Annotated in this window: 23 protein-coding genes, 1 pseudogene, 1 riboswitch and 1 other annotated feature (1 of these 26 only partly in view); of the genes and pseudogenes, 8 read left to right on the top strand and 16 right to left on the bottom strand. The window is 42.7% G+C overall.

Features of this window, described 5'->3' with window-relative positions; all coding sequences use genetic code 11:
- Positions 1–132 (bottom strand) — a binding site (T-box leader) (it extends 99 nt beyond the left edge of the window).
- Positions 133–290: 158 nt separating this feature from the next.
- On the bottom strand, positions 291–554 hold the full coding sequence (locus ACIQXN_RS18300; protein ID WP_402969842.1) for a YtzC family protein: 264 nt from the start codon (positions 552–554) through the stop codon (positions 291–293).
- An 87-nt stretch (positions 555–641) separates the two neighbouring features.
- A complete protein-coding gene (locus ACIQXN_RS18295; protein WP_402969839.1) occupies positions 642–1,145 on the bottom strand; it encodes an SMI1/KNR4 family protein in 504 nt (167 codons plus the stop codon).
- A gap of 166 nt (positions 1,146–1,311) precedes the next feature.
- Between ACIQXN_RS18295 and mnmL the strand changes: the two genes are divergently transcribed.
- The 3 genes from mnmL to ACIQXN_RS18280 all read left to right on the top strand — a co-directional run bounded on the left by mnmL (position 1,312) and on the right by ACIQXN_RS18280 (position 3,617).
- Positions 1,312–2,277, top strand: a complete 966-nt coding sequence (mnmL, locus tag ACIQXN_RS18290) for a tRNA modification radical SAM protein MnmL/YtqA (RefSeq protein WP_402969836.1) — start codon at positions 1,312–1,314, stop codon at positions 2,275–2,277.
- Positions 2,274–2,846, top strand: a complete 573-nt coding sequence (gene mnmM, locus ACIQXN_RS18285) for a tRNA 5-(aminomethyl)-2-thiouridylate-methyltransferase MnmM (protein WP_402969833.1) — start codon at positions 2,274–2,276, stop codon at positions 2,844–2,846. Before mnmL ends, mnmM begins: the two co-directional genes overlap by 4 nt.
- 126 nt (positions 2,847–2,972) lie before the next feature.
- Positions 2,973–3,617 (top strand): alpha/beta hydrolase, encoded by a 645-nt coding sequence (locus ACIQXN_RS18280; protein ID WP_402969830.1) that lies wholly within the window; start codon positions 2,973–2,975, stop codon positions 3,615–3,617.
- 61 nt (positions 3,618–3,678) lie between these two features.
- Here ACIQXN_RS18280 and ACIQXN_RS18275 read toward each other — a convergent pair whose 3' ends face one another.
- The gene (locus ACIQXN_RS18275; protein WP_402969827.1) at positions 3,679–4,482 is read right to left on the bottom strand and encodes an alpha/beta hydrolase; all 804 of its coding nucleotides are present in this window, start codon (positions 4,480–4,482) and stop codon (positions 3,679–3,681) included.
- 214 nt (positions 4,483–4,696) lie between these two features.
- On the opposite strand from ACIQXN_RS18275, the gene ACIQXN_RS18270 reads away from it, so the two are divergent.
- Positions 4,697–5,215: a gamma carbonic anhydrase gene (locus tag ACIQXN_RS18270; RefSeq protein ID WP_402969872.1), complete on the top strand. Its 519-nt coding sequence runs from the start codon at positions 4,697–4,699 to the stop codon at positions 5,213–5,215.
- A 113-nt stretch (positions 5,216–5,328) separates the two neighbouring features.
- Here ACIQXN_RS18270 and metK read toward each other — a convergent pair whose 3' ends face one another.
- A complete protein-coding gene (metK, locus tag ACIQXN_RS18265; protein ID WP_402969824.1) occupies positions 5,329–6,525 on the bottom strand; it encodes a methionine adenosyltransferase in 1,197 nt (398 codons plus the stop codon).
- 166 nt (positions 6,526–6,691) lie between these two features.
- Positions 6,692–6,854: riboswitch (SAM riboswitch) on the bottom strand.
- 576 nt (positions 6,855–7,430) lie between these two features.
- On the opposite strand from metK, the gene pckA reads away from it, so the two are divergent.
- Positions 7,431–9,014, top strand: coding sequence for a phosphoenolpyruvate carboxykinase (ATP) (gene pckA, locus ACIQXN_RS18260; protein WP_402969821.1), 1,584 nt, complete (start codon positions 7,431–7,433; stop codon positions 9,012–9,014).
- Between the two features lie 165 nt (positions 9,015–9,179).
- Here pckA and ACIQXN_RS18255 read toward each other — a convergent pair whose 3' ends face one another.
- From ACIQXN_RS18255 to ACIQXN_RS18240, 4 genes are all read right to left on the bottom strand, one after another.
- Complete coding sequence (locus tag ACIQXN_RS18255; protein WP_402969818.1) at positions 9,180–10,868, bottom strand: methyl-accepting chemotaxis protein; 1,689 nt, start codon at positions 10,866–10,868, stop codon at positions 9,180–9,182.
- 173 nt (positions 10,869–11,041) lie between these two features.
- Complete coding sequence (locus tag ACIQXN_RS18250) at positions 11,042–11,833, bottom strand: DUF4097 family beta strand repeat-containing protein (RefSeq protein WP_402969815.1); 792 nt, start codon at positions 11,831–11,833, stop codon at positions 11,042–11,044.
- On the bottom strand, positions 11,830–13,455 hold the full coding sequence (locus tag ACIQXN_RS18245; RefSeq protein WP_402969812.1) for a hypothetical protein: 1,626 nt from the start codon (positions 13,453–13,455) through the stop codon (positions 11,830–11,832). Before ACIQXN_RS18245 ends, ACIQXN_RS18250 begins: the two co-directional genes overlap by 4 nt.
- Positions 13,452–14,327, bottom strand: coding sequence for an ABC transporter ATP-binding protein (locus ACIQXN_RS18240; RefSeq protein WP_402969809.1), 876 nt, complete (start codon positions 14,325–14,327; stop codon positions 13,452–13,454). The genes ACIQXN_RS18245 and ACIQXN_RS18240 overlap by 4 nt, the downstream gene beginning before the upstream one ends.
- A gap of 215 nt (positions 14,328–14,542) precedes the next feature.
- Between ACIQXN_RS18240 and ACIQXN_RS18235 the strand changes: the two genes are divergently transcribed.
- Positions 14,543–15,268 carry a response regulator transcription factor gene (locus ACIQXN_RS18235; RefSeq protein ID WP_402969806.1) on the top strand — a complete coding sequence of 242 codons (726 nt, stop codon included), beginning with the start codon at positions 14,543–14,545 and terminating at the stop codon, positions 15,266–15,268.
- Entirely contained in the window at positions 15,265–16,374 is a 1,110-nt protein-coding gene (locus tag ACIQXN_RS18230; RefSeq protein ID WP_402969803.1) for a sensor histidine kinase, read from the top strand. The genes ACIQXN_RS18235 and ACIQXN_RS18230 overlap by 4 nt, the downstream gene beginning before the upstream one ends.
- Positions 16,375–16,491: 117 nt before the next feature.
- Here ACIQXN_RS18230 and ACIQXN_RS18225 read toward each other — a convergent pair whose 3' ends face one another.
- The 6 genes from ACIQXN_RS18225 to ACIQXN_RS18200 form a co-directional block, all read right to left on the bottom strand.
- On the bottom strand, positions 16,492–16,632 hold the full coding sequence (locus tag ACIQXN_RS18225) for a hypothetical protein (RefSeq protein ID WP_402969800.1): 141 nt from the start codon (positions 16,630–16,632) through the stop codon (positions 16,492–16,494).
- 145 nt (positions 16,633–16,777) lie between these two features.
- Positions 16,778–18,124 carry an MATE family efflux transporter gene (locus tag ACIQXN_RS18220; RefSeq protein WP_402969797.1) on the bottom strand — a complete coding sequence of 449 codons (1,347 nt, stop codon included), beginning with the start codon at positions 18,122–18,124 and terminating at the stop codon, positions 16,778–16,780.
- 25 nt (positions 18,125–18,149) lie between these two features.
- Positions 18,150–18,719, bottom strand: a complete 570-nt coding sequence (locus ACIQXN_RS18215; protein ID WP_402969794.1) for a TetR/AcrR family transcriptional regulator — start codon at positions 18,717–18,719, stop codon at positions 18,150–18,152.
- 176 nt (positions 18,720–18,895) lie between these two features.
- On the bottom strand, positions 18,896–19,666 hold the full coding sequence (locus ACIQXN_RS18210; RefSeq protein WP_402969791.1) for a TSUP family transporter: 771 nt from the start codon (positions 19,664–19,666) through the stop codon (positions 18,896–18,898).
- Positions 19,667–20,056: 390 nt separating this feature from the next.
- Positions 20,057–20,299: a DUF2584 domain-containing protein gene (locus tag ACIQXN_RS18205; RefSeq protein WP_402969788.1), complete on the bottom strand. Its 243-nt coding sequence runs from the start codon at positions 20,297–20,299 to the stop codon at positions 20,057–20,059.
- A 39-nt stretch (positions 20,300–20,338) separates the two neighbouring features.
- Complete coding sequence (locus ACIQXN_RS18200; RefSeq protein WP_402969785.1) at positions 20,339–21,127, bottom strand: alpha/beta hydrolase family protein; 789 nt, start codon at positions 21,125–21,127, stop codon at positions 20,339–20,341.
- Positions 21,128–21,307: 180 nt separating this feature from the next.
- Here ACIQXN_RS18200 and ACIQXN_RS18195 point away from each other — a divergent pair.
- Positions 21,308–21,814 (top strand): annotated as a pseudogene (locus ACIQXN_RS18195) (ABC transporter substrate-binding protein); the annotation flags it as partial.
- A gap of 26 nt (positions 21,815–21,840) precedes the next feature.
- Here ACIQXN_RS18195 and ACIQXN_RS18190 read toward each other — a convergent pair.
- Together ACIQXN_RS18190 and ACIQXN_RS18185 are read right to left on the bottom strand one after the other, a co-directional pair.
- A complete protein-coding gene (locus ACIQXN_RS18190) occupies positions 21,841–23,433 on the bottom strand; it encodes a recombinase family protein (protein WP_402969782.1) in 1,593 nt (530 codons plus the stop codon).
- Positions 23,430–23,621 (bottom strand): hypothetical protein, encoded by a 192-nt coding sequence (locus ACIQXN_RS18185; protein WP_402969779.1) that lies wholly within the window; start codon positions 23,619–23,621, stop codon positions 23,430–23,432. The genes ACIQXN_RS18190 and ACIQXN_RS18185 overlap by 4 nt, the downstream gene beginning before the upstream one ends.
- Positions 23,622–23,666 lie beyond the last annotated feature (45 nt).

The raw sequence follows: 23,666 nt of genomic DNA, 5'->3' as shown, positions 1-23,666 counted from the left end.
GACGCCAGGCATTACTAATGCTTCACACCTGTGACTCCAAGACGAGTTCACAATCATTCCAGGTTGACTTGCACCATCCGTCAACTCTCTAAACTGGCTCTAATCGCTACTACTTCTCTTCCTAGTCTTTATAAGAATATTTGATTTTATTACATTCTAGTCAATTTTACCGATAAATGCAATAGCCGGTCAACAACATTATCACCAGTTTTTTCATTATATATGCATACTTGTTGAAAATCGTGCCATTGAAAAAGGGAGCTATGCATCCATAGCCCCCACATCCATCCTTAATGGCGCAATAAAATCATATCATTCTTGATATCATTCAATTGCTGTTGCATCCTTTGAAGCATATCCCGTTGCTGGGCATTCGCACTTCCATACATTTTGTCCAAATCCGTTAACGCCTCTTCGACATAAAGCTGCGACTTCTGGAATTCGTCATCACTGTAATGGCCCAGCTTTGATGCTTCGTTATATTCATAATCTGCAAATCGGAGAGCCCCTTCGCATTCCTCTAATAACTGACCAACGGATTGTCTAGTTGCCATTTCAAACCCTCTCCTTCACGTTCATTTGGATGACGTAATATCATCTCAATTAGTTTGAACAACTAACGGGAGGATTATCATTTTATTTCACTTATCCCAAAACTTTACCCCTTCACGGGAAATGAATTGATCGAGCCACTCGCTGAAACTCATATGAAGCGGCTTACTTTCCTCGAAATCATCAATATGCCCTTTTACCATGATATAGTCCTGCTTGCCATTGGAAACGTCCTCTCCATGGATGACGATATTATCTTGATAAATGCAGGCAACCTTAAAACAACCTTCGTAATCTTCTTCGTACGTATAATTTATGATATCCTCGAGGCTATATATATCATTTTCGCCCCCAAGTTCCACATGATCGAACAGGCGGCACCCATTCGTAATCTTCAAAAACGCTTTATAATCATCGGGCAGCAGCAAACCGGTCTTTTCCTCAAAGGCAAGGATTTGGTCGTCCGAGGCAGGAGAATTGAAGGTACAGGTTGCTTTGAATACAGTCCCATTATCATTGACTTCCAGCACCTGGTTATTATCTGCTAATTTCTTTTTCATTTGATTGATGACTTCTTCTACTTGAACGGTCATTTTCATCAGCTCCCGACTCGATTTAGATACACGGTCAACCATCTGTTTAACTATCTAAAATTAACCTTCAAGATACATTATACGCTTCTTTTTTCAGAAAAAGACCTGTTAGCCAGAATGTTGTATACTATAGATTGTGCTTTATTACACTTAGGAGGTTGCTGATATGGACCAAGCAAACCCGTTTATATATGCAACGGATAACAAAAGGTATCATACCTGGAATTACCATTTACGCAATCACTTTGGCCATAAGGTCTTCAAGGTCGCACTTGACGGTGGCTTTGACTGCCCGAACCGTGACGGCACCGTCGCCCATGGCGGATGTACCTTCTGCAGTGTCGCGGGCTCCGGGGATTTTGCTGGCAATCGCGTCGAACCACTCGATGTCCAATTTAAGAAAGTCAGTGAAAAAATGCATCATAAATGGAAAGATGGCAAATATATGGCCTATTTCCAAGCGTTCACGAACACGCACGCCCCTGTCGCAGAACTCCGTGAAAAGTACGAGACCGTCCTCACCCAGGAAGGAGTGGTCGGACTTTCCATCGCGACACGCCCGGATTGCCTTCCGGATGATGTAGTCGAATATTTGGCGGAACTGAACGAACGCACCTACCTTTGGGTCGAGCTTGGCCTGCAGACGGTCCATGATGAAACGGGGGAATTAATCAACCGTGCCCACGATTTCACTTGTTACAAAGAAGGTGTCGATAAACTGCGTAAACACGGGATCCGTGTCTGTACCCACATCATCAACGGCCTTCCCAAGGAAGACTATGGCATGATGATGGAAACCGCACGTGAAGTCGCGAAGCTTGATGTACAGGGAATCAAGATCCACCTGCTTCACCTTTTGAAAGGAACGCCGATGGTCAAGCAATATGAAAAAGGAATGCTTGAATTCCTCGACCGCGACGACTATGTAAGACTTGTATGCGACCAGTTGGAAGTCATCCCCCCTGAAATGATTGTTCATCGAATTACCGGAGATGGTCCCATCGACTTGATGATCGGACCGATGTGGAGCGTCAATAAGTGGGATGTCCTGAATGCCATCGACGCCGAGCTGAAACATCGGAACAGCTGGCAGGGAAAACATTATCAATCCAAGGAGGTACCCTTACCATGAAGCTGGATCGAGTGCTATCTTTTGCGAAGCTGCTCCTTGAAAGAGCCGTACACCCCGGGGACATCACCGTCGACGGCACGATGGGTAACGGACATGATACCGCCTTTCTCGCCAAATTGGTTGGCGAAACCGGCCATGTCTATAGTTTCGACATTCAAGAGCAAGCCATTCACAATACCGCAGATAAATTGGAAACGGAACATCTACAGAAACAATGCACGCTCGTCCACGGTGGACATGAGCAGCTCGATACGTATATTTCCGGGGAACATGCAGGAAAGATCACCGGGGCCATCTACAACCTTGGCTATCTGCCCGGAGGAGATAAATCGATCATCACTCAAGCTGATACGACAATCGCCTCACTTACTAGGCTATTCGAAATGATGGCTCCAGAGGGCATCATTGTCCTGGTCATCTATCATGGACATCCAGGAGGCGAAGTGGAACGGGACGCATTAATGCAATACGTACAGAACCTGTCTCAGCAAAAAGCCCATGTGCTGAAATACGACTTCATAAACCAAGTCCATTCCCCTCCATTCCTGATTGCAATAGAAAAGAGATAATACAGTACCACTGTTATGTAACGGTGGTATCTTTCATAAATAGACGGAATTTTTTTAATCTTTAACTAAAAATCGGAGGAAATTAAACCTTGAATTTTATTGCTTATTTATAACGGAGGAAATTGAATGAAGGTACATGAAAAGAAAATACAAACCAACGATAAATCCATAAGCTATACACATATTGAAACAGGTTCGAACACCATTTGTTTTATGTTTTCAGGTTCAGGATACAATTATGATAAACCCTTATTTTATTATGCAACGATGACGATGCTTCAAAATAAAATCGATATCATCCATGTCCATTACTCCTATGGGGAACACTTTCTCAAAAAATCTCTTGAAGAAATATCCAAGAAAATGATGGATGATATTGACCCTGTCATTTTGAATGTGCTTAAAAATGGTGAATATAACGACACAATATTCTTAGGTAAATCCCTTGGAACCATTCCCATTGCAAATGTCCTGCTGAATAGAGAAGAGTTCTTACATTCAAAAATGATTTTACTTACTCCATTGTTAAAGGTCGAATCGATTTTCGAATCGCTCTTAAACAGTGAACATCAAGGACTTCTCGTTATCGGGGACAAAGACCCCCACTATCATTCGAATCAGATCGATCAATTAGATAGCTCTAATCTAAGCATTGAGATTGTCCCAAATGCTGATCATCATTTAGACATCGGGGAATTCGAGACAACTCATTCATTGTTAGCTCTATCTAGGGTAATGGAAAAACTTCAAAACCTAATAACGACCACGTAGTAATCGTTAAAACAAACAGAAAAGAGGCGCAAGTTGCACCTCTTTCCTGATTCGAACCATTTTAAACGACATACCCCAATATCTTCAACCGGTTTTCAACGAAACTGAGTGCATATTGAAAGACATCATCCCGTTCCGGTTCATTGAAAATTTCATGATATAACTTCGGCCATTCCTTGTATTGCTTTTCGCTGGCCAAATTATAATTGAACCACTCACGGACCGCTTTCTTGTTGACAACCTTGTCATCTCCGCCCTGCATCAGCAGGAAAGGCACATCTTGGAACTCCGGTATTTCTTCGAAAGCATCCTTCATAGCCTGTACAAGCTCGCGATACCATCGAACAGAAACCTTGGTAATGTATAATGTATCATTCGTATCCGATTCACGGATTTCCGAATTCCTTGTCGCCATTTGGGGAGTTAACCCAGAATCCACCCGGAATTTAGGCATTACGATATTCATCCCGTGTGAAAGGGCAGTTAAATATTTGGGCGGGTGCGTCATCAGGCCGAGACATGGCGATGATAAAATGACCCCCGCAATATCCCATTCTTCCTCCTGAAGCAGACGGATTGCAATCAAACCACCCATGCTATGTCCTAATAAAAAGACAGGAAGAGAATAATCGTAGGCATCTTCTATCCAGCTTTTTACTTCTTCTAAATATTCGTCAAAGGAATCGATATGCCCTCGGAAGGCGCGAGTAGTCATCCCCTGCCCAGGAAGGTCACCCATGACGACATGGTATCCGGCTGAAAGCCACATTTGGGTTAACCACTTATAACGGCCATGATGTTCCATTGCCCCATGAATAATGACGATGACACCTTTAGCGTCTCCGTCCGTCTCCCATTTCCACATTCGAAATCCCCCTTTCACTTTTTCTCTAGTTGTATCCGTTCCATGCTGAATGAAAAATAATCTATATGATAAATTATAACCATCTTCATGATTTTCGACAAAAACGAAGCCGAATAAGTTGGCTACTTCAAATATTAGCCAAGCCTATTTTGATACGGTATATTAAAATAATACAGTAAAATTATCCACTTCGGAAAGGAAATGATTAAAATTGATTATTTATCCATTCAAAGATACAGAACCGGAAATTGCCGAGAGCGCTTATCTTGCTGAAAATGCCGTCGTAACTGGCGATGTAAAGATTGGAGATGAATCAACGATTTGGTTCAATACGGTCATACGTGGTGACGTAGCTCCTACCATCATCGGTAAAAGAGTAAGTGTCCAAGATAATAGTGTCCTTCACCAAAGCCCCAATAACCCATTAATAATCGAAGACGAAGTGACGATTGGCCACCAAGTGATCCTACATAGCTGCAAGATTCGTAAAGGGGCTCTTGTCGGTATGGGCTCCATCATACTGGATGGTGCGGAAATTGGTGAAGGTGCCTTCATCGGTGCAGGTAGCCTTGTTTCCCAAGGAAAAGTGATCCCGCCAAACACGTTAGCGTTCGGACGCCCAGCCAAAGTCGTTCGCGAGATCACTGATGAAGATCGCCGCGATATGGATCGAATCGTCCGGGAATACGCGGAAAAAGGGCAGATCTATAAACAGGCTGAACGGATTAAGTGACCTTCACTAAAATAGGATTCATTGAATTATTCCCTAGGTAAACATATTTAATCCTATTTTACTCCATCAAAAAAGGTGCCTCGCAAAATGCAAGGCACCCTTTTTATTATGGTTTACGCTTGTGCTTGTGTTTTTAAAGCCTCAGCTTTATCCGTGCGCTCCCAAGGCAAGTCAACATCTGTACGGCCGAAGTGACCATATGCAGCTGTTTGTTTGTAGATTGGGCGACGAAGATCAAGCATCTTGATGATACCAGCAGGACGTAAGTCGAAATTCGCTTCCACCAGTTCTACTAATACTTCTTCACTTACTGTTCCCGTGCCGAATGTATCGATTGAAATCGATACAGGCTTAGCCACGCCAATTGCGTATGCTAATTGTACTTCCGCTTTATCAGCTAGGCCGGCAGCCACGATGTTTTTCGCAACGTAACGTGCAGCGTATGCCGCAGAACGGTCAACTTTTGTCGCATCTTTACCAGAGAAAGCACCGCCGCCGTGACGAGCGTATCCGCCGTACGTATCAACGATGATCTTGCGGCCAGTAAGACCTGCATCCCCTTGTGGTCCACCAATTACGAAACGGCCAGTCGGGTTGATGAAGTATTTCGTGTTTTCGTCGATTAAGTCAGCCGGTACAACCGCTTTAATGACATGTTCTTTCAAGTCAGCTTGAATTTGCTCAAGTGTCACTTCAGGGTCATGCTGTGTAGAGATTACGATTGTATCTACACGTACAGGCAGATTATTCTCATCATACTCAACCGTTACCTGCGTTTTACCATCAGGACGCAAATAGCTAAGGGTATCATTCTTGCGGACTTGAGAAAGACGGAAGGAAAGCTTGTGTGCCAATGAAATCGGAAGTGGCATAAGCTCTTCTGTTTCATTACACGCGAATCCGAACATAAGACCTTGGTCCCCTGCGCCGATTGCGTCGATTTCCTCTTCGGACATCGTGCCTTCACGTGCTTCCAGTGCTTTATCAACGCCCGCTGCTATATCAGCAGACTGCTCATCGATCGAGCTTAGTACGGCACATGTCTCGGCATCGAAACCATATTTCGCACGCGTATATCCGATTCCTGCAATCGTATCACGGACAATACGTGAAATATCCACGTAAGCCGATGTTGTAATTTCTCCAGCAACAAGCACAAGACCTGTCGTTACACTTGTTTCACACGCTACACGTGCATTTGCATCCTTAGCAAGGATAGCATCTAAAATGGAATCTGAAATCTGATCACAAATCTTATCCGGATGGCCTTCTGTAACAGATTCAGAAGTAAATAGACGTTTCTTTGACATCTTATTTCCTCCTTGGAAGTTAGTATGTTGTAGGCATAAGCCTGATTTTTACGGAACTCGTTTCCCTTATTAGTTTCAATCATAGACACAGAATTCATGAAAAAAACACAAAAACCTTCCCTGGGTAATGAGGAAAGGTTTAAAAATTCTATCATCTATCCTTTCACTCTTATCGTTCAAGGGTTTTTACCTTGCTCAGGTTAGCACCATCACCACAATTCCTTGAAGAATCATCGCTTTATTTTCGGCGATTGATCTTTGGGCCAAGTTCAATATGGCAGGTTGCTGGGTTTCAAAGGGCCTGTCCCTCCACCAACTCGGGATAAGAGAATCCGTACAATTTTAGATACTATCGCATTTAGCCTGAATTTGTCAATGTTTTTCTAAAAAGAACATTTTCCCCATTGAAAAAATAAAAAAACTTTTTTTATGGCATAGCCGATCTATAAATAGTATTCTTAAAGAGAATAGACTGGAAGGCCAGACCATAGACTATCGGTGGATAACTCGGTCAAAAGCACGAGCACGATTGAAACCATATATTTATCCCTTTTTCCTTTTCATATATGGTCCTTCACTTCGTTTCTTCCTATATAAATGAAAATTTTCGTTAATCCAAGATAGACCCCATTTTTTTACGGCGGCATTCGTTTCTCACAACCAAGATTGACTACCATAAGATTGTCTTCCTGTTGATACAACTTTTCTGTTGACCATCATCCAGGATGACTCACTGCAAGTATATGCCGGCATTAAACACTAGGTTACTCATATAAATAAAAAAATTGATTACTGTGACTAATCTCTAATCATTCACAAAAAACGATTAAATAGTATAGACTATTTAATCTAATGTGTTATACTAATTGTAATATAAAACTTATACAAAGGATGGTATCTCATATATGAATTCTGTTGACGTTAATGAGTTACACCAATTATTAGCAGGGAATAATGTGCAAACTCAGCTCTCAGTTCCTCAATTAGTTGAAAAAGTATTAAGCAGAAATGAAGGCGTTTTAACTTCAACTGGCGCAGTAAAAGCTGAAACTGGCAAATACACGGGCCGTTCACCTAAAGATAAATATATTGTAGAAGAAGCTTCCGTAAAGGACAAAATTGACTGGGGTCCAGTGAACCAGCCGATTTCCGAAGAAGTCTTCAATAAACTATATAGCAAAGTAGTGGACTACCTAAAAGCTAAAGAAGAAATCTTTGTGTTCAAAGGCTTCGCTGGTGCGGACGAATCATCACGCCTTCCCATCCGAGTTGTAAATGAATATGCTTGGCATAACCTTTTTGCTCATACTTTGTTCATCCGTCCGAACGAAGAGGAATTGAGAGGGCACGAAGCAGAATTCACGATCCTTTCAGCACCTAATTTCAAAGCCAATCCAGAAGTCGACGGGACTAAATCCGAAACGTTCATCATGGTCTCATTCGAACGCCGTACGATCCTGATCGGCGGAACCGAATATGCAGGTGAAATGAAAAAATCGATTTTCTCCATCATGAACTACCTACTTCCGGAAGAAGAAATCCTTCCGATGCATTGCTCGGCAAACGTAGGTCGTGAAGGCGATGTCGCTTTATTCTTCGGATTGTCCGGTACTGGTAAAACCACTTTATCTGCCGACACGAACCGTAAACTGATCGGTGATGACGAACACGGCTGGTCTTCTAACGGTGTATTCAACATCGAGGGTGGGTGCTACGCAAAGACCATCAACCTTTCACGTGAAAAGGAACCACAGATTTTCGACGCCATTCGTTTCGGCGCGGTATTGGAAAATGTAGTGGTAGATCCCGATACACGCGAAGCGGATTACGATGATAGCTCGTTAACGGAAAACACGCGTGCCGCATACCAAATGCAAGCGATTGACAACATCGTGAATCCAAGCATCGCGGGACACCCGAATACCATCATTTTCTTAACAGCTGATGCTTCCGGCGTACTGCCTCCAATCAGCAAACTTTCTAAAGAGCAAGCCATGTTCCACTTCTTGAGCGGATACACTAGTAAATTGGCTGGTACAGAAAGAGGAGTGACGTCTCCTGAAGCAACCTTCTCGACATGCTTCGGTTCACCTTTCCTACCACTTCCTGCACAACGCTATGCTGAAATGCTCGGGGAAAAAATCGACGAGCATGATGCAAAAGTGTACCTGGTCAACACAGGATGGACTGGCGGAGCGTACGGAACTGGAAGCCGTATGAAGCTTGCTTACACTCGTGCCATGATCCAAGCGGCACTTGAGGGCGAATTGGCCAACATCGAAACCATTAAAGACGATATCTTCGGCTTGAACATTCCGCTTCATGTTCCTGGTGTTCCTGACGAAGTGCTTCAACCAATCAAGACGTGGGAAGATCCTGCTGCGTATACAGAGTCAGCAAAAGACTTGGCAGCACAATTCCGTGCCAACTTTAAAAAATTCGGTAGCGTACCAAATGAAATTGAAGAACTTGGCGGACCAATTGCATAACCTAGGATACAAAAGGACCAAGCGAAATTCGCATGGTCCTTTTTTTTATCATGGCAGCGCTATGCTGTTAGCCTTTCTATTCTATCTACTGATTCATCACCTTCGTGTCTATCAAGAAAAAACCCGAACGAGATAATAATCCTCGTTCGGGTACTGATCCTATTTTTAAATCTTAAAATGACTCACTTCTTTTTGCAGCCTTTCAGCCAAGGATGCTAGTGATTGGGCCCCAGTGGTAATTTGTTCATTCGCAGCCAACTGTTCTTCGGTTGCTGCACTGGTATCATGGGCACGTTCGGCAGCCGAGACCGCAATTTCTTTGATGGATAAGGAACCTGCTGCCACTTCTTCGGTCATCGCTTGAATTTCATCGATAGCAATGGATGCCGATTCCACCCGTTCGCTTACCTCTCCGACTGCAACTTTGATTTGTTCGAACATCTGTAATGAATTTTCAGAAGCCACCAGTCCATCTACCGCTTTCTCGGTTCCGATCTTGATGGATTCAACGCCTTTTTTGGTAGCATCTTGAATCATACAGACCATGTTTGCAATCTCGGAAGCGGACCGTTTCGATTGCTCAGCCAGTTTCCGGACTTCATCAGCCACTACAGCAAAACCTTTTCCATGCTCACCAGCACGGGCAGCCTCGATGGCCGCATTCAAGGAGAGTAAGTTCGTTTGATCGGAAATGTCCGTGATCAAAGCTGTCACCCTTTGAATATCACTTGAATGACTCGCCATCACTTCCATGATGCTCGCTGAATCTTGAATGGTAGCGTTGATATTATTCATTTCCTTTGTCACGGCATTCATGCTGGACGCACCTTCTTGCACGAGCGAATTCACCGTTTCAGCCGATTGAAGCATGTCGACATTACTCTCTGTAATCCTTCCTACCGCTGCAGCCATTTCATTCATGGAATTGACTGAATCCTCGATTATGACAACCTGCTGATTCGTTCCCTGCATATTATCCTCTGCCGTTGTTGCGACCATCTCCGAAGATGCCAGGCTTTCCTCGGAACTCGCCGACATTTGTTCTGCTTGGACGGCAAGCTGTGTCGAGGAATCCCTCATACTCGCCACAATCGACTTCAGTTCTTTGACCATCTTATTGAAGGCGCCGGCCATCTCCCCAATCTCATCTCTGTTTCGAACCTGTACGTCTTCCACTTGGAGGTCACCGCCTGCAACCTGTCCAATTGCATCTGTAAGCTTCCGAACAGGAAGGGAAATACTACGGCTCAAGATAGTCGGCATAACGATGCTAAGTACGAACCCTCCGATGATGACCAACGTGATGATGAGCTGCATGTCCTTCACCAACATATCTATCTCCTTGCGTTTCTCTTTCATATACACTTTTTGGTTCTCACTTAACTGTGTTGCCAAATTGATGATCGTTTCTTCCAGTACACTTGCCTGCTTCGCGATAACCAATGCTTCCTGATTTTTCTCCTTCTGCACGTTCAAGATTATTTCCTCTGCAAGATCCGTATATTCCTGTTTCGATTTATATACTTGTTCCAATAGGACTCGGTCTTCTTTAAGATTAATTTTCTTTCCTAATTCTTTATATCGTTCTTCAAATAAATCATTTTTTTCTGATCTTCCTTCTAAATACTTAGAATCTACATAAATCATATACCCACGGATATCATTGGAATAATCTTGCTGATTGATGATCAGTTCATCTACAAGCTGGGTCTTTTTCACACGATCATCCAATAATAACTTATACTGGCTATTTAAATGACTAATAATCAATAAATAGACAGCCCCCATGGCCAATAAAAATAAAAGCAAAGACAAAAAACTACCCCATAGTTTTTTTGATACAGATAATTTCATGTAGCATCCCCCAAGTCGTTTTATATCTTCTTTGTCCCTAACCATCATCCTTACATCTTTTGTCAATTAAGAGTATAAAGTCCTATACCAATATTACCATATTCTTCATAATATTTTGTCAATTTACACAAAAAAACCTAACACTCTTTTAAGAGTCATTAGGTTTCCTAGTCTTAATCTATATAAATCGTACCGGAAGCTGATTGGACTGATAGAGTTGCCCCGCCTGAACCTAGTATGCCATTCAATATACTTTTCCCCCCTTCCACCTTCAGTTCTTCTGAAGAAAATAAGGAATTCTTGATTTTTCCTGACCCTGTCGAAGCCTCCACCTTTAAAGAATTTGGTTTACTCTCAAATTTCATGACTACCTTGCCTGAATGCGTAGTAATGGTACTATCTTCTTCCAATGCTCCTTTATATGAGATATCGATGTCCCCAGTATCGTTAGTAAGGTTGAAATTCCCTTCTATCTTTTTTAAGTTCATATCCCCAGCAACGATTTCCCCTGCGATCTTCTTCCCTTCAAAGCCATTGATGTCAATTTGACCGGAATCGGCCGTCACTATTAATTCTTCTGCGGTTATTTCCTTCCCGGATATTTTGCCGGACGTCGTATTTAGGTTAATTTCCTTAAAGATTTTCCTCGGGACTTCAACATATAATGTGTCTGTCTTAAAATTGATTAAACTCGATGATCCTTCAAGGTCAACTGTGAGAACATTTCCTTCCAACGTTATCGGGACTTCCTTTCCTGCCTTCTCGCTTACTTTCACTTTCTCATTATCGGATGGTCGCATTTCGATATTTTGCCCATCGGTTGTAACGAAGATTTCCTCTATTTCCTCTGCATCGAATGTCTTGGCTTCTACGTCAGAAGTAGAATCTGAACCACATGCCGCCATGAAAACGCATAACATTGCAACAGTTAGGATAAACATGAACCTTCTATTTAAATTTCTCATCGAATTCCTCCATTTGAATATTCTTTTTCTACCATGACCTTCTTAAATCCTGAACGGAGATGACCCGTTTTTACTAGTTGTAAAACGATCGTGATACCTAATAGGACAAGAGTCAAGCTGAGGTAAAACCCGTTGTAACTTGTCGATACGCCTAAAAAGTCAAGATACGGAATATCATTCACAGGTCCTAGATACCACCAAAGCATATAAATGACCTCAAATAATTTCCGGGATCCACTCCAAACCCCAAGAGCCAATCCGATTGTCGGAATGAAGAAAACACCAGTCATCCACGAATAAAATAAGGAGAGCTCTCCATCGATTAAAAAATGAACGATAGCCCCAATCGATACCAGTAAGGTCACAAGAACTCCCGAGATCCAGACTGCAAAGAATTTATACAAAGGCGGGCAGCTGGCAAAGATGAGTTCTTGAGTAAAATAATATTTTTCCCTTGTCCCCATTTGTGACCACATGGCTATAGGGAATACCATTATAGCGGGAAGCCAGCTTCTAATTTGATCTAATGGAAGAAGAAAACTCCCTGCCACCATCCCTATCGCAACCAAATACCACCAAATCGAGTGACCCTTAAGCATGATTTGCAATTCGGCTTTAACTAGCCTTGAAAGAGAGACTTGTTTATCTTTTTCCACCGGCGATAATTGAGGGACCTGATTTAGATGCACGTTTGTCTCCTGCTTTCTTTTCGATTCGAATAACAGCACCTTCCCTTCTTGACTGTTTCGCTTCTCGTTCTTGAAACGGCTGAACAACATAGCCGATAACATGGTAACGATGATTGCAATCCCTAACCAAATGAACCTTTGCAGCAAAATATGTGAATCCCATTCAACACCTTGCCAGACAAACGTCGCTATTTTCTCTTCCACCGGATAATACCCGAAACTTCCTCCCTCCTCGCCATCTTTAATGAACTCATATTGAGTCGCTGCTTCTTCGACCATATCGGAACGAATGGAGTCGAGTCCATACAGGTCCCAAAAACTGTTCGGACTCGCTATCGAGATAACACTAAAAAAAATCCAAAGGAAGAAAAATAGAATGTTTCCGACCACACCCTTCAATCCAGGAGCTACATCAAAAAAGACCGATAATGCAGCAAGCACTAGGAGTGAAGGAAGAGCGATGAATAGGAATGGCGCGAAATATCCCCAGACCTGAATGTGGTATTCCTCCCCGCGCAAAAGCTGCATAGCCATAAACGCCACTACCGTAATGGACTCGATTACTATTAACAAAAGGAAATGGGAAAGGACCTTGCTCGAGATATAGCGCATGTTACTAATTGGTGTCGATGCAATAATCTGTCCGACTTTAAGCCTGTAATCCTCCGAAACTTGATTTCTTAACAAATAGAAACCAAAAAGCCAGAGAAGCAACGTGGAGAGCATGGCAACCATGCCTCCTAGCCATGCTGAGTTATAAAGACCCCGGACCCCACCAATATAGAAAACCTCATAGCCTGCTGTGGCATCGGGCACACAGGCAAAGCCAATGAAAATGCTCATTCCAATGACAATAAGAAATGGATAGCTTCTCGTCTGCTTTATCAAATTATTTTTCACAAGATAAAAGTAGGAACCGAATGTAGAATTCATTGTTTTACTCCCATTGTAGAAATGCAATGCAGATAGGCATCCTCTAGTGAAGAAGGCAAAGAAGTCGCATCCACGCTCGGCCTTTTGGCGGAAACGATTCGTGCATGAACCCCGTCACTTCTGTGAACGGCACTGCTGATGGAGTAGCGATTCTGTACTTCCTGGAGGCTAGAGGCCGGGATTATACAGTTCCACACTTTATTATCGACACTAAGAATTAATTCCTCTGGCGTTGTGTATGTAACCAGCTCTCCTTTAGATAGGACCGCTATGTTTGAAGCTATGGACTCGATGTCCGTAACGATATGGGTAGATAAGATGACCACTCGATTGGAGGACAGAGTGGATAGCAAATTCCTGAATCGAATCCGCTCCTCAGGATCGAGTCCGACCGTGGGTTCATCCACTATCAACAAAGAGGGATCATTCAATAGAGCTTGAGCAATACCCACCCGCTGTTTCATTCCTCCGGAAAAACCACCCAAAAGCCTTTTCCGGTCATGAGACAAGTTCAAGGCTTCCATTAACTCCTCAATCCTCCTTCTAGCCGACTTCATCTTCAACCCTTTCATCGCAGCCATGTATTCAAGAAATTCTATGGGGGTCATGTTTGGATACACACCAAAATCCTGCGGTAAATACCCCAATTCCCTTCGTAATCCATCGGGTTTCTTCGTAATGTCCATGCCGTTCCAGGTGAGGCTCCCATTCGTCGGTTTCTCGATCGTGGCTAGCATTCGCAACAAGGTGGTTTTCCCCGACCCATTCGGACCCAATAAACCCGTGATGCCGGATTTTAAATGTATGGATACATCACTTAAAGCCTGTTTTGATCCATACCTCTTCGTTACATGTTCTATATTCATTTCCATGTCATGTCTCCCCTTCCTTGCTTTTAACTCTTCCTAACACTCAGTTTAAACAGCCAAAGTAAAATCAAGGTAAATTGAAAGCGAAAAAGAGGTATTATTTCTACTTACATATACACATACATAAAAAATACAAAAAACCGAAATTAACCATAAAATACTAGATTATGGTAAAATTAAGGACCGAGTGATTATATGGTTTAGGAGGTACTTACTAGATGAATCCTGAAAAAATCCTATTGGTGGATGACGAAAAGGGGATATTAACATTATTAGAAATAACCTTGAAGAAGGAACGGTTCCATCATATTACCTGCAGTTCGACCGGCCAGGAAACTTTGGAACTAATCAAGAAACATACATACGATTTAATCCTGCTGGATGTCATGCTCCCAGATTTCAATGGTTTCGATTTATGCAGCGAAATTCGTAAGCATACAAATACACCCATCATCTTCCTCACATCTTGTTCTAGTGATTTCGATAAATTGACCGGGCTTGGCATTGGCGGCGATGATTATATCACCAAACCCTTTTATACACTCGAAGTAGTTGCCAGGGTGAAAGCCCTGTTACGCCGAAAGAAGATGTATGAAACATCCGCTTTACAAAATCCAGAGGCTACAAAAGAATATCACTTTAGTAGTTTTTCCTTGAATTACAGTGAAGCGCTTCTTACCGTCAATAATAAAAAAATGGATTGTACGGCTAAGGAATTGGATTTACTCGCTTTTTTCTGCAAAAATCCAAATCGCATTTTCACAACTTCACAAATTTATGAACACGTATGGGAAGAACCAGGATTCGGAGAGGAAAAGACGGTTACCATCCATATTTCGAAGATAAGAAAAAAATTAGGAGATGACCCGAAGCACCCGAAGATCATCTTGAATTTAAGAGGGATAGGTTATAAATTCATTCCCCCTGTAGCGGAGCACGTATGAAGATAAAAGTACGTTTCAGCCTGTATTTTATTATCGGTCTTCTTCTTTGGATCTTGAGTATGGGACTGACAATCATGCTGACCATAGAAGTCATCTTTCCCTTTATTAGCTTCAAAGAAGGTGACAAAGGATATGATGCACTAGTGTTGATGGCATTTTTACTAAACATCACGGCCTGCAGCACGTTCTTCGCCTGGTATTTCGGCAGTCCATTATGGTTCATCATGACTTGGATCCAACAACTAACTCTGGGGAAATATATTGACCCTCCGCAAAAAGAAAAAGCCTTCACAAATAAAGGTACATTACGAAAGCACTACCAGCTCTATAAAGAAGTGATTTTCAATATTTTTTCATTATCTGAACACCTAAAGCAAGCGGAACAAGATCGCGAAAAAATCGAAGAGATAAAAAAAGATTGGATAGCCGGAATCTCACATGACCTCAAGACGCCTCTTACCTATATCACCGGATACTCCTCGTTATTACTAAATCAAGATTACTCATGGACGGAGAATGAAAAACTAACATATATCAAAGAAATTGCGCAAAAAGGTGAACAGATAGAATCTCTGATTGAAGACCTTACCCTTTCCTTTCAGATGAATCATATCAAAACCTATTTGCCTATTACTTTAAGAAGGGAAAACATCGTCGAATTCACTAAAAGTTTAATAGCCGATATTGGCAATGATCCGAGAGCATTTGAATACAACCTAAGCTTCGAATGTCCTGAACCCTTTATCGAGATTTCATTTGATGTTCGCTTAATGTATCGGGCCTTACAGAATTTACTCACGAATGCCCTCCTCCATAATCCACCTGGTACGAACATTCATGTCTTATTAAAGAAACAAGCGAGCACCGTCACTATCTCTATTTCTGACGACGGTATTGGGATGAACCAACATACTTTAGATAACATTTTCAAAAAATATTACCGAGGCACCTCAACTGAAATGGGAACTGGCTTAGGTATGGGCATCGTGAAAAACCTTATTCATGGACATGGCGGGCAGATCAAGATTACTAGTGAAGTGTCAAAAGGAACCACCATTCATGTCACACTTCCTCATCAAGAAAGTGAAAAACAGCTCATCTTGTAAAACAACGAGGGCCAAATTTGAATACATAACAAAACCCCACCTTTACTATAACGTAACGGGTGGGGTTTCTATATGGCTTCCACATCGGCTAAATCCATCTGTATGAACACGTCCTTTTCAATTAATCGCTAATTTACTATATTCGTCCAACTGATCTTCGGTTAAGTGTTTGATGAAATGGTGAAAGTTAATCGACTCGATTCCATATCTTTCGCAAATCATTAAATACGTTTCATATGCTTTATTATACATGTTCATTTTCTTTCTCCTCCTCTGTTATATAACAATAAATTTAATATACAAATAATATATAACAGGAGGATGATCCTGTCAATATTTTTTCGAAAAATTTCTGGAAAGCAAAAAAAGACCACCCACTTGGTGATCTTTAGATTCCATGACCTCATTTACCGAAGAACGCACCTTCTCTTTTTAAATACAGCAAGATCGTCCCGAAAATGACTACTTCTGATAACGGAATCGAAAGCCATGCGGCATTGGTTCCAAATATCAGGGGTAGTGTCATGAGGAAGATGAGCATGAAAAGGAATTCCCGCCCGATCGTGATCCAGGCTGCCATCCTGACTTGTCCGACCGATTGAAAATAGGTCATCATGACGAAGTTTACTCCCATCAGAATATAGCCACCAAAGAATATCCGAATGCCGATGGTCGCGAGTTCCTTCACATCTTCCGAAAAGTCCCCGAATAAATCTACAATATAGGGAGCGGTCACTTGCCCGAGCAAGGTGATGAAAACCCCTGCTCCGATTGCCGTAAAGACGGCAATGCGGACCGTCTCACGTTTTCGCTTCTCATCCTTGGCTCCATGGTAATAACTAACGAGCGGTTGGATCGCTGACCCGATGCCAAGAAACATCAACAGCATTACACTATGTGCATAATTGACGATGGAAAAGGCAGCCAAGCCATCTGTCCCTGCAAGACGGGAAAACACATTATTATGGGCAATCGTGAAAACGGACACTCCAAGTTCGGATAAAAAACTCGGAAAACCAATCGACATGGTAAGAAGAAAAAGCGTTTTGTCAAAACGAAACTTGACCAGACGAAGCGTATTTCTTTTCGTGAAGAAATGGGCCGAAAGCACAACGATCCCGAGTGCTGACGCGGTGATTGTCCCAAACGCAATCTCGCGGACCCCTAAATTGTACACATACAAAATGATATAGTTCAAAATGAAATTAGAAACAGCCGTGACGATCAAAGCCGACATCGCAAGCGTCGGATTTCCGTTATTCCGGATAAATATACTCAAGGCGTTTTCTAAAGTGAATACAAAGCCCAGCATCAAGAAGACATTCATATAATCCGTCGCAAAGGGCGCCGTGGCCTCATTTGCCCCTAACGCGAACACGAGCTGATCATGAAACAGGAAGGCAATCAAACCGATGATAATCGTGAAGCCTGTAATTAAAACGATGGAATGTGTAAAAATAAAACGAGCCCGTCCATGATCCTTCGCCCCCATGCTTTGGGAATATAGCGTGGCACCCCCGACACCAATCCAAATCGACATCGCGACAAATATGGTATAAATGGGGCCAGCAATATTCACCCCTGCTAAGGCGACGGAACCAAGTTTATTTCCGACCATGACGCCATCGACGACAAAGTTCAATGCCATCAAGATCATGCCGATCATCGATGGAATCAAGTAGCGTAAAAAGACCTTTCCCGTCGATTCTATTTCTAGAAGATTTTTCTGTTGTTGTTCTCTCATTGCCATGTTTCCATCTCCTATTTACCTAACCTTACTTGGATATTCCTCTCCAAAATACGGTCCATAATGCTTCGAATTTCTCTTCCAGTCGCTTGGAATCATCGGAGTAGGCCAGCTCAACCATGATTGCGACGATTACACCTGTGTACGCCAACGTCAGCGTCCGGGCACTCCCCGCAAGGACCCCTTCCGATATCCATGATTCGAATAACTCTTCTAACAAAGCTTCTTGTTGATTCTCAAGATCCATCGCTTCCCGCTGCACCTCTTTGTACAAATGCGGAGGCGGAAAGAATTCCATCCGAAGCCAGAACTTCAAATTCTCGTTCTCCTGAAACATCTTTCTCATCTCTTCCAGGAATCCATACAATGTCTTTTCCGGTTCCTGTTTTTGCTTGAAATACGCCACGTAAGAGGAGAGCTCCATCTCCTTGGCATCTTTGAGGACGGCGAGAAATAAATCATCTTTCCCTTTAAAATGAGAATAAATCGACTGCTTTTTAATCCCCACATCGTCAGCGATTTGAGAAAGCGACGTCCCCTCATATCCATGAATCGAAAAATATTTGAGTGCCGCTTTTTTGATATCTTCACTTTTCATGATCTTCACCTTTCATAAACCAATATCTTACCGCACAAGCACGCCCTTCATCCTAACGAACGTTCGTCAGGAAATTATCGCATAAAACTATTATTCTGTATACAGGAACTATCTAACAATAAAAAACGGCCGCAGTTATCCCACGGCCATTTTAAAATATGTATTCTAGCAAACTCTTAAATCAGATGAAGATAGTTCAAGATATTCTTGCCTATCAATAACACGGTGACGCCAATGAATAATACCCGGACATAGGAAGATCCTTTTTTTATCGCGAAGTTGGTCCCGACCAAAGCCCCGGCAACCATCGCAATCCCCATCGGAATCCCGTAAGCGAAATTGACCGTACCCATCGATAGGAACACGACAAGCGCGGCAATGTTACTGCCAAAGTTCAAGATTTTTGCATTCCCTGCCGCTTGAACAAAATCAAATCCGATGATCAAGAAAGCAAACAACAAAAACGAACCCGTCCCTGGTCCAAGAAACCCATCATAAAAGCCGATCGCAAAAATGACCAATAGCATCATGATCAGCTTATTCCGGGTTAACCCTTTATATAAGGTTTCTTTTCCCCAGTCCTTTTTGACGATCGTGTAAATCGCGACTATCACTAATATTACTAAAATCAGCGGCTTCAAAATATCAGGCGATACAAAGTGAACGACATATGCGCCTAAAATCGACCCGACCACCGTAAGCGGCAAAAACTTGATGACAAATTTGAAGTTCACTTTCCCAGCACGAATGAATGATATCGTACTCGTCAAAGATCCCATAGAGCTCGAAAACTTATTCGTCGCAAGTGCCGCTGATGGCGACATCCCCGTAAACAACAAAGCAGGAATGGAAATAAGTCCGCCTCCGCCCACAACAGAATCAATGAACGCAGCAATAAAACCGGCAATCACTAAAAATAGCAGTGTATAAAGATTAATATCCTCCATCTAGTCTCCTTCTTTCAACAGCAATATCTCATCTATTATACTCCCACTTTTGGATATTTTATAAAAATCAAATAACTTTCCACGAAAATATGGAACCAAATTAGTCTCGCACTTTTGCGTGGTTGAATTATTGGATGTTGTGGTTGAATTATTCCTTTCTGTGGTTGAATTAATTTGTGGCCTGGTCGAATTAATCGTCTTCGTGGTTGAATTCCACAAATCTCGACCGGTTTTTGTGCTGAAAGTCGAATTATGAGCGTGAATGTTGAATTATTCCTGTGAATGTTGAATTATTCCTGCGAATGTTGAATTATCCGCCCCAACGTTGAATTCCGCACAACAACCCACATCAAAAAAAGCGCATGCTAGGTCGCCATGCGCTTCAGGTATTCAGTTTGTTGAATTCAGTGAGATCAATTGGTATGTAATGGTGGTTTTTTCGTTCGTCCATTCGACTTTTTGGATAACCGCCGTTCCGCTTGAATCAGATTGAATCGTTTTACGGACGTCAATCGGGATGTCGATAGGATACAGGCGGTACCCAGCTTTCGTCAGGCTGAACACATTCTCTTGTTCACGAACTTCGTTTCCCTTTGTCACGATCATGGTGTTGAGTTCCATAGGCATGCCCATGTATATCTCCTCCTCTGGTCAATATACTTCATTCTATCATTATTCGGTTTTACTTTTCATCCAAGTTGTTAAATCTTCGACCACTTTTCGATTGACCGCAGGCGGGAAGAAATGCGTGAATTGCGGGAAAAACCAGCTCTCGACCGGCTTATCGTGGGCCTTTAACCTTTTCTCCAGTCGATAGGCATGTTCCACCGACACATTGTCGTCCCGTTCCCCGTGTATGATTAGCACTGAAACATTCAACTCCTCAATCGCAAACAACGGTGTCCTGTATTCATATTGTTCCGGACATTTCTTAGGTGTACCACCGATGACCCGCTTCATCATCCGCCGCATGTCGACTCGTTCGACATACGTCATGAACATATCGGACACCCCGCCCCATGTGACAAGGGAAGCCGCCGTCTTGCAGTGAATCGCCGTCCAAAGAGCCATGATTCCACCCCGGGAAAAACCGAGGATATGAATATGTTCCTTATTCACCCGCGGATGTTGCTCAAGCAGATTGAAGCCCGATATCGCATCGAACCGGTCTTCTCCGGCAAAATCTTCGTCACCCTCGCCGCCTTGGTTCCCCCGGTAAAAAGGGGCAAAGACGATGAAACCTTCTGCTGCGTACTGTATGATACGTCCTGGTCTCACCTTGCCTACATTTTTAATGCCACCCCGTAAATAAAGGAAAGCATCATGAATGTCCCCCTCCACCGGTTCCGCAAGTAATCCCTTTACCTTCAAGCCCTGAGACATGTATGTGACTAAAAAAAGGTGAATGCCTGGATGTGGTGAGGGGAACCGTTGCTTTGAAATGATACTTCCGTTCTTCATGTTCCGCTCCCCCTTTCTCTTTCCCTTATTGTAAAACATTCACCCAATTTTATCCCCTGATAGGCATTCACAAATTCCCCACTCGTTCATACGATAAGGTAGGCAAAATTCCTATATATCAAGGAGGAAGGTAAATTGAAAAAATGGTGTAAAGCGGGTGTCCTATTTTTACTTGTTTGCATGCTGGTGATTCCACTCGGGGCCTGTGGAAAAAAGAAAGAAGAAACGACGAAGGTCCGCGTGGCCGAAGTGACGCGCTCGCTTTTCTATACGCCACAGTATGTCGCGATTGAAAAAGGTTTCTTTGAAGAAGAGGGCTTGAAAGTCGATTTGAAAACGACGGCTGGCGGCGACAAGACGATGACCACTTTACTGTCTGATGGCGCAGACATTGCACTCGTCGGATCGGAAACATCCATCTATGTCCAGGCCCAAGGATCCAGTGATCCGGTCATTAACTTCGCACAGCTCACGCAAACGGATGGAACCTTCCTTGTTTCACGTGAAAAGATTGAAAATTTCGAATGGGATATGTTGAAAGACTCCACTTTCCTAGGTCAGCGGAAAGGCGGAATGCCGCAAATGGCTGGGGAATTTGTCTTGAAAAAGCATAATATCGACCCACAAAAAGACTTGAAGCTCATTCAGAATATAGATTTTGCGAATATCGCGACCGCATTCGCATCCAGTAACGAAATGCATGTTTGAAGTCTCTATAAAGAAGGTTCCTCATTGTTTGGTTTCAGGCACTCCTGTAGGGTAAAATTGAACATGATCTCCACTTCATTTTTTCCTAAGATCACTTTATCAATAATCCTCGACAGCATCGCCTTCTTCAAATCATTGTCCGCTTTATCGAATTCTAGTTCCCAATGTTTCACATCATTAACTTCGGCGCTGCGATTTTCCATGTCTGCTCTTACCCTCATCCTACTAGCGGTATTTTCAGCGACCTTCCTATTAATATCTTCTATGGCACCTGACAGTTGTTCCGGGGTAAATACACTCTCGCCAACCAATGATTTACTGATTTCAGCTTGCAGCCTCACTAATTGCTTCATCCATGCTAGATATTCCTTATCCAACAGCTTTAAATTCCGCTCACACTGTGCCAGATGGGAGGGTTTGTGAACAGCGCGGGCCAAGTATGGGCTTAAATCGAGCTGTGAAAGTACAGCCTTCACCTGTTTCATCAGGATCGCATCGTACTTCTTGGCTTCCCATGTACTGCTTTCATGAGCACCATATGCCCTGCCTTTATTGAGTGGACATTTATACCGATACGTAACAGTGGAATCTCCTTTACCTTTTTGTTTTCGATAAAGATAGTTCCCGCTCAACTTCGCCCCGCAATACTTACAATGGGCCATTCCTGAAAACATCAACTTCCCTGCAAGTGGTATGCCTGATTTGTCTTGTTTCTTGATGTTGTTCCTTCTTGTGCTCCTGATCTGCTCGGCTTGCTTGAATAGATCATCTGAAACGATTCGTAACGTCCCATTATATGGCTGAGTATGTCCCTCTTCCCCATTAAACCCTTTGTAACGTTTCTTTCCTATATAAATCGGATTGGATAAAATACGCTGGATCGTACTAACCCCAAATAGGTTTCCTTCCCGGTTTCGGTAGCCTCTGTTATTCAAGTAATCCACGATCTTCCGATAGCCCATGTGGCGGTCGACATATAAACTGAAGATCAGCTTGATCATCTCCGCCTCTTCTTCATCCACCGCCAATTCTTTTAGATATCTGTCTTTGCTCTTCCAGTGCAATCGATTCGTTTCGAGGATCCTGTAACCAATCGGCGCCGCCCCTCCTTGAAAGTACCCTTGCTCACTTAGCTGCTTTTTAGCTTCTCTAACCCTCATGGATGTTTTCTGGCTTTCCCCGTCAGATTGCCAGAAACTAATATAATTTAATAACTTATCGATATGTGATTCCGTGTTCCGTCGCCCTTCTTGTGTTGACCAAACTTCGATAGCATTTTGATTCAGGAAATTAACGATCAACGGCGTTTCATCCTCCCTCCTTCCCAACCGGTCAAACATGAATACCAATAGAACATCGAGTTCCTTATCCTTGGCCCCTTGTTTAATCGTATTCAATGCGTCCCTTTCATTCGCTTTCTTCGACCAGCCTGACACCCCTTTTTCTATCAATTCATTGGTAATCATCCAACCTTGCTTATTTTTCACGAATTCATGGCACGCGTTTTTTTGAATCGGGATGTCATCATCAGTAGCGACTTGCTTCATGGTAGATACACGATACAGACACCAAACACGCTTCATCTCGCCGTTCCTCAAGACCATATCCCCCTGAAAAACGCTGTAAGCCCTTTTTTCGCCAAATCATTTTTTTCTAAACTCTTAGTGAATGTCAAACTAACTTTCACTTTATGACTCGAATCCTCCATCAAATAGTCATATTCTTCGTCTGTTTTGTGCAAATACTTCGCTTTCCCCACAACAATCATATCTTCTTTGATGGCCATCACCCCGTTAGCATGGATTCCTATAATGTATTTCTGTTGGAGTGA

The sequence above is a fragment of the Peribacillus sp. NPDC097295 genome, from assembly GCF_044761665.1.
Taxonomy (GTDB): domain Bacteria; phylum Bacillota; class Bacilli; order Bacillales; family DSM-1321; genus Peribacillus.
The sequence above is the reverse complement of the archived record's forward strand: the minus strand, read 5'-3'. Positions and strand labels throughout refer to the sequence as shown.

Bases quoted from the DNA above. Each gene is read 5' to 3' on its own strand.
- ACIQXN_RS18300 (WP_402969842.1), bottom strand. From the start codon at position 554: ATGGCAACTAGACAATCCGTTGGTCAGTTATTAGAGGAATGCGAAGGG.
- ACIQXN_RS18295 (WP_402969839.1), bottom strand. From the start codon at position 1,145: ATGACCGTTCAAGTAGAAGAAGTCATCAATCAAATGAAAAAGAAATTA.
- mnmL (WP_402969836.1), top strand. From the start codon at position 1,312: ATGGACCAAGCAAACCCGTTTATATATGCAACGGATAACAAAAGGTAT.
- mnmM (WP_402969833.1), top strand. From the start codon at position 2,274: ATGAAGCTGGATCGAGTGCTATCTTTTGCGAAGCTGCTCCTTGAAAGA.
- ACIQXN_RS18280 (WP_402969830.1), top strand. From the start codon at position 2,973: ATGAAGGTACATGAAAAGAAAATACAAACCAACGATAAATCCATAAGC.
- ACIQXN_RS18275 (WP_402969827.1), bottom strand. From the start codon at position 4,482: ATGTGGAAATGGGAGACGGACGGAGACGCTAAAGGTGTCATCGTCATT.
- metK (WP_402969824.1), bottom strand. From the start codon at position 6,525: ATGTCAAAGAAACGTCTATTTACTTCTGAATCTGTTACAGAAGGCCAT.
- pckA (WP_402969821.1), top strand. From the start codon at position 7,431: ATGAATTCTGTTGACGTTAATGAGTTACACCAATTATTAGCAGGGAAT.
- ACIQXN_RS18255 (WP_402969818.1), bottom strand. From the start codon at position 10,868: ATGAAATTATCTGTATCAAAAAAACTATGGGGTAGTTTTTTGTCTTTG.
- ACIQXN_RS18250 (WP_402969815.1), bottom strand. From the start codon at position 11,833: ATGAGAAATTTAAATAGAAGGTTCATGTTTATCCTAACTGTTGCAATG.
- ACIQXN_RS18245 (WP_402969812.1), bottom strand. From the start codon at position 13,455: ATGAATTCTACATTCGGTTCCTACTTTTATCTTGTGAAAAATAATTTG.
- ACIQXN_RS18240 (WP_402969809.1), bottom strand. From the start codon at position 14,327: ATGGAAATGAATATAGAACATGTAACGAAGAGGTATGGATCAAAACAG.
- ACIQXN_RS18235 (WP_402969806.1), top strand. From the start codon at position 14,543: ATGAATCCTGAAAAAATCCTATTGGTGGATGACGAAAAGGGGATATTA.
- ACIQXN_RS18230 (WP_402969803.1), top strand. From the start codon at position 15,265: ATGAAGATAAAAGTACGTTTCAGCCTGTATTTTATTATCGGTCTTCTT.
- ACIQXN_RS18225 (WP_402969800.1), bottom strand. From the start codon at position 16,632: ATGAACATGTATAATAAAGCATATGAAACGTATTTAATGATTTGCGAA.
- ACIQXN_RS18220 (WP_402969797.1), bottom strand. From the start codon at position 18,124: ATGGCAATGAGAGAACAACAACAGAAAAATCTTCTAGAAATAGAATCG.
- ACIQXN_RS18215 (WP_402969794.1), bottom strand. From the start codon at position 18,719: ATGAAAAGTGAAGATATCAAAAAAGCGGCACTCAAATATTTTTCGATT.
- ACIQXN_RS18210 (WP_402969791.1), bottom strand. From the start codon at position 19,666: ATGGAGGATATTAATCTTTATACACTGCTATTTTTAGTGATTGCCGGT.
- ACIQXN_RS18205 (WP_402969788.1), bottom strand. From the start codon at position 20,299: ATGGGCATGCCTATGGAACTCAACACCATGATCGTGACAAAGGGAAAC.
- ACIQXN_RS18200 (WP_402969785.1), bottom strand. From the start codon at position 21,127: ATGAAGAACGGAAGTATCATTTCAAAGCAACGGTTCCCCTCACCACAT.
- ACIQXN_RS18185 (WP_402969779.1), bottom strand. From the start codon at position 23,621: ATGGCCATCAAAGAAGATATGATTGTTGTGGGGAAAGCGAAGTATTTG.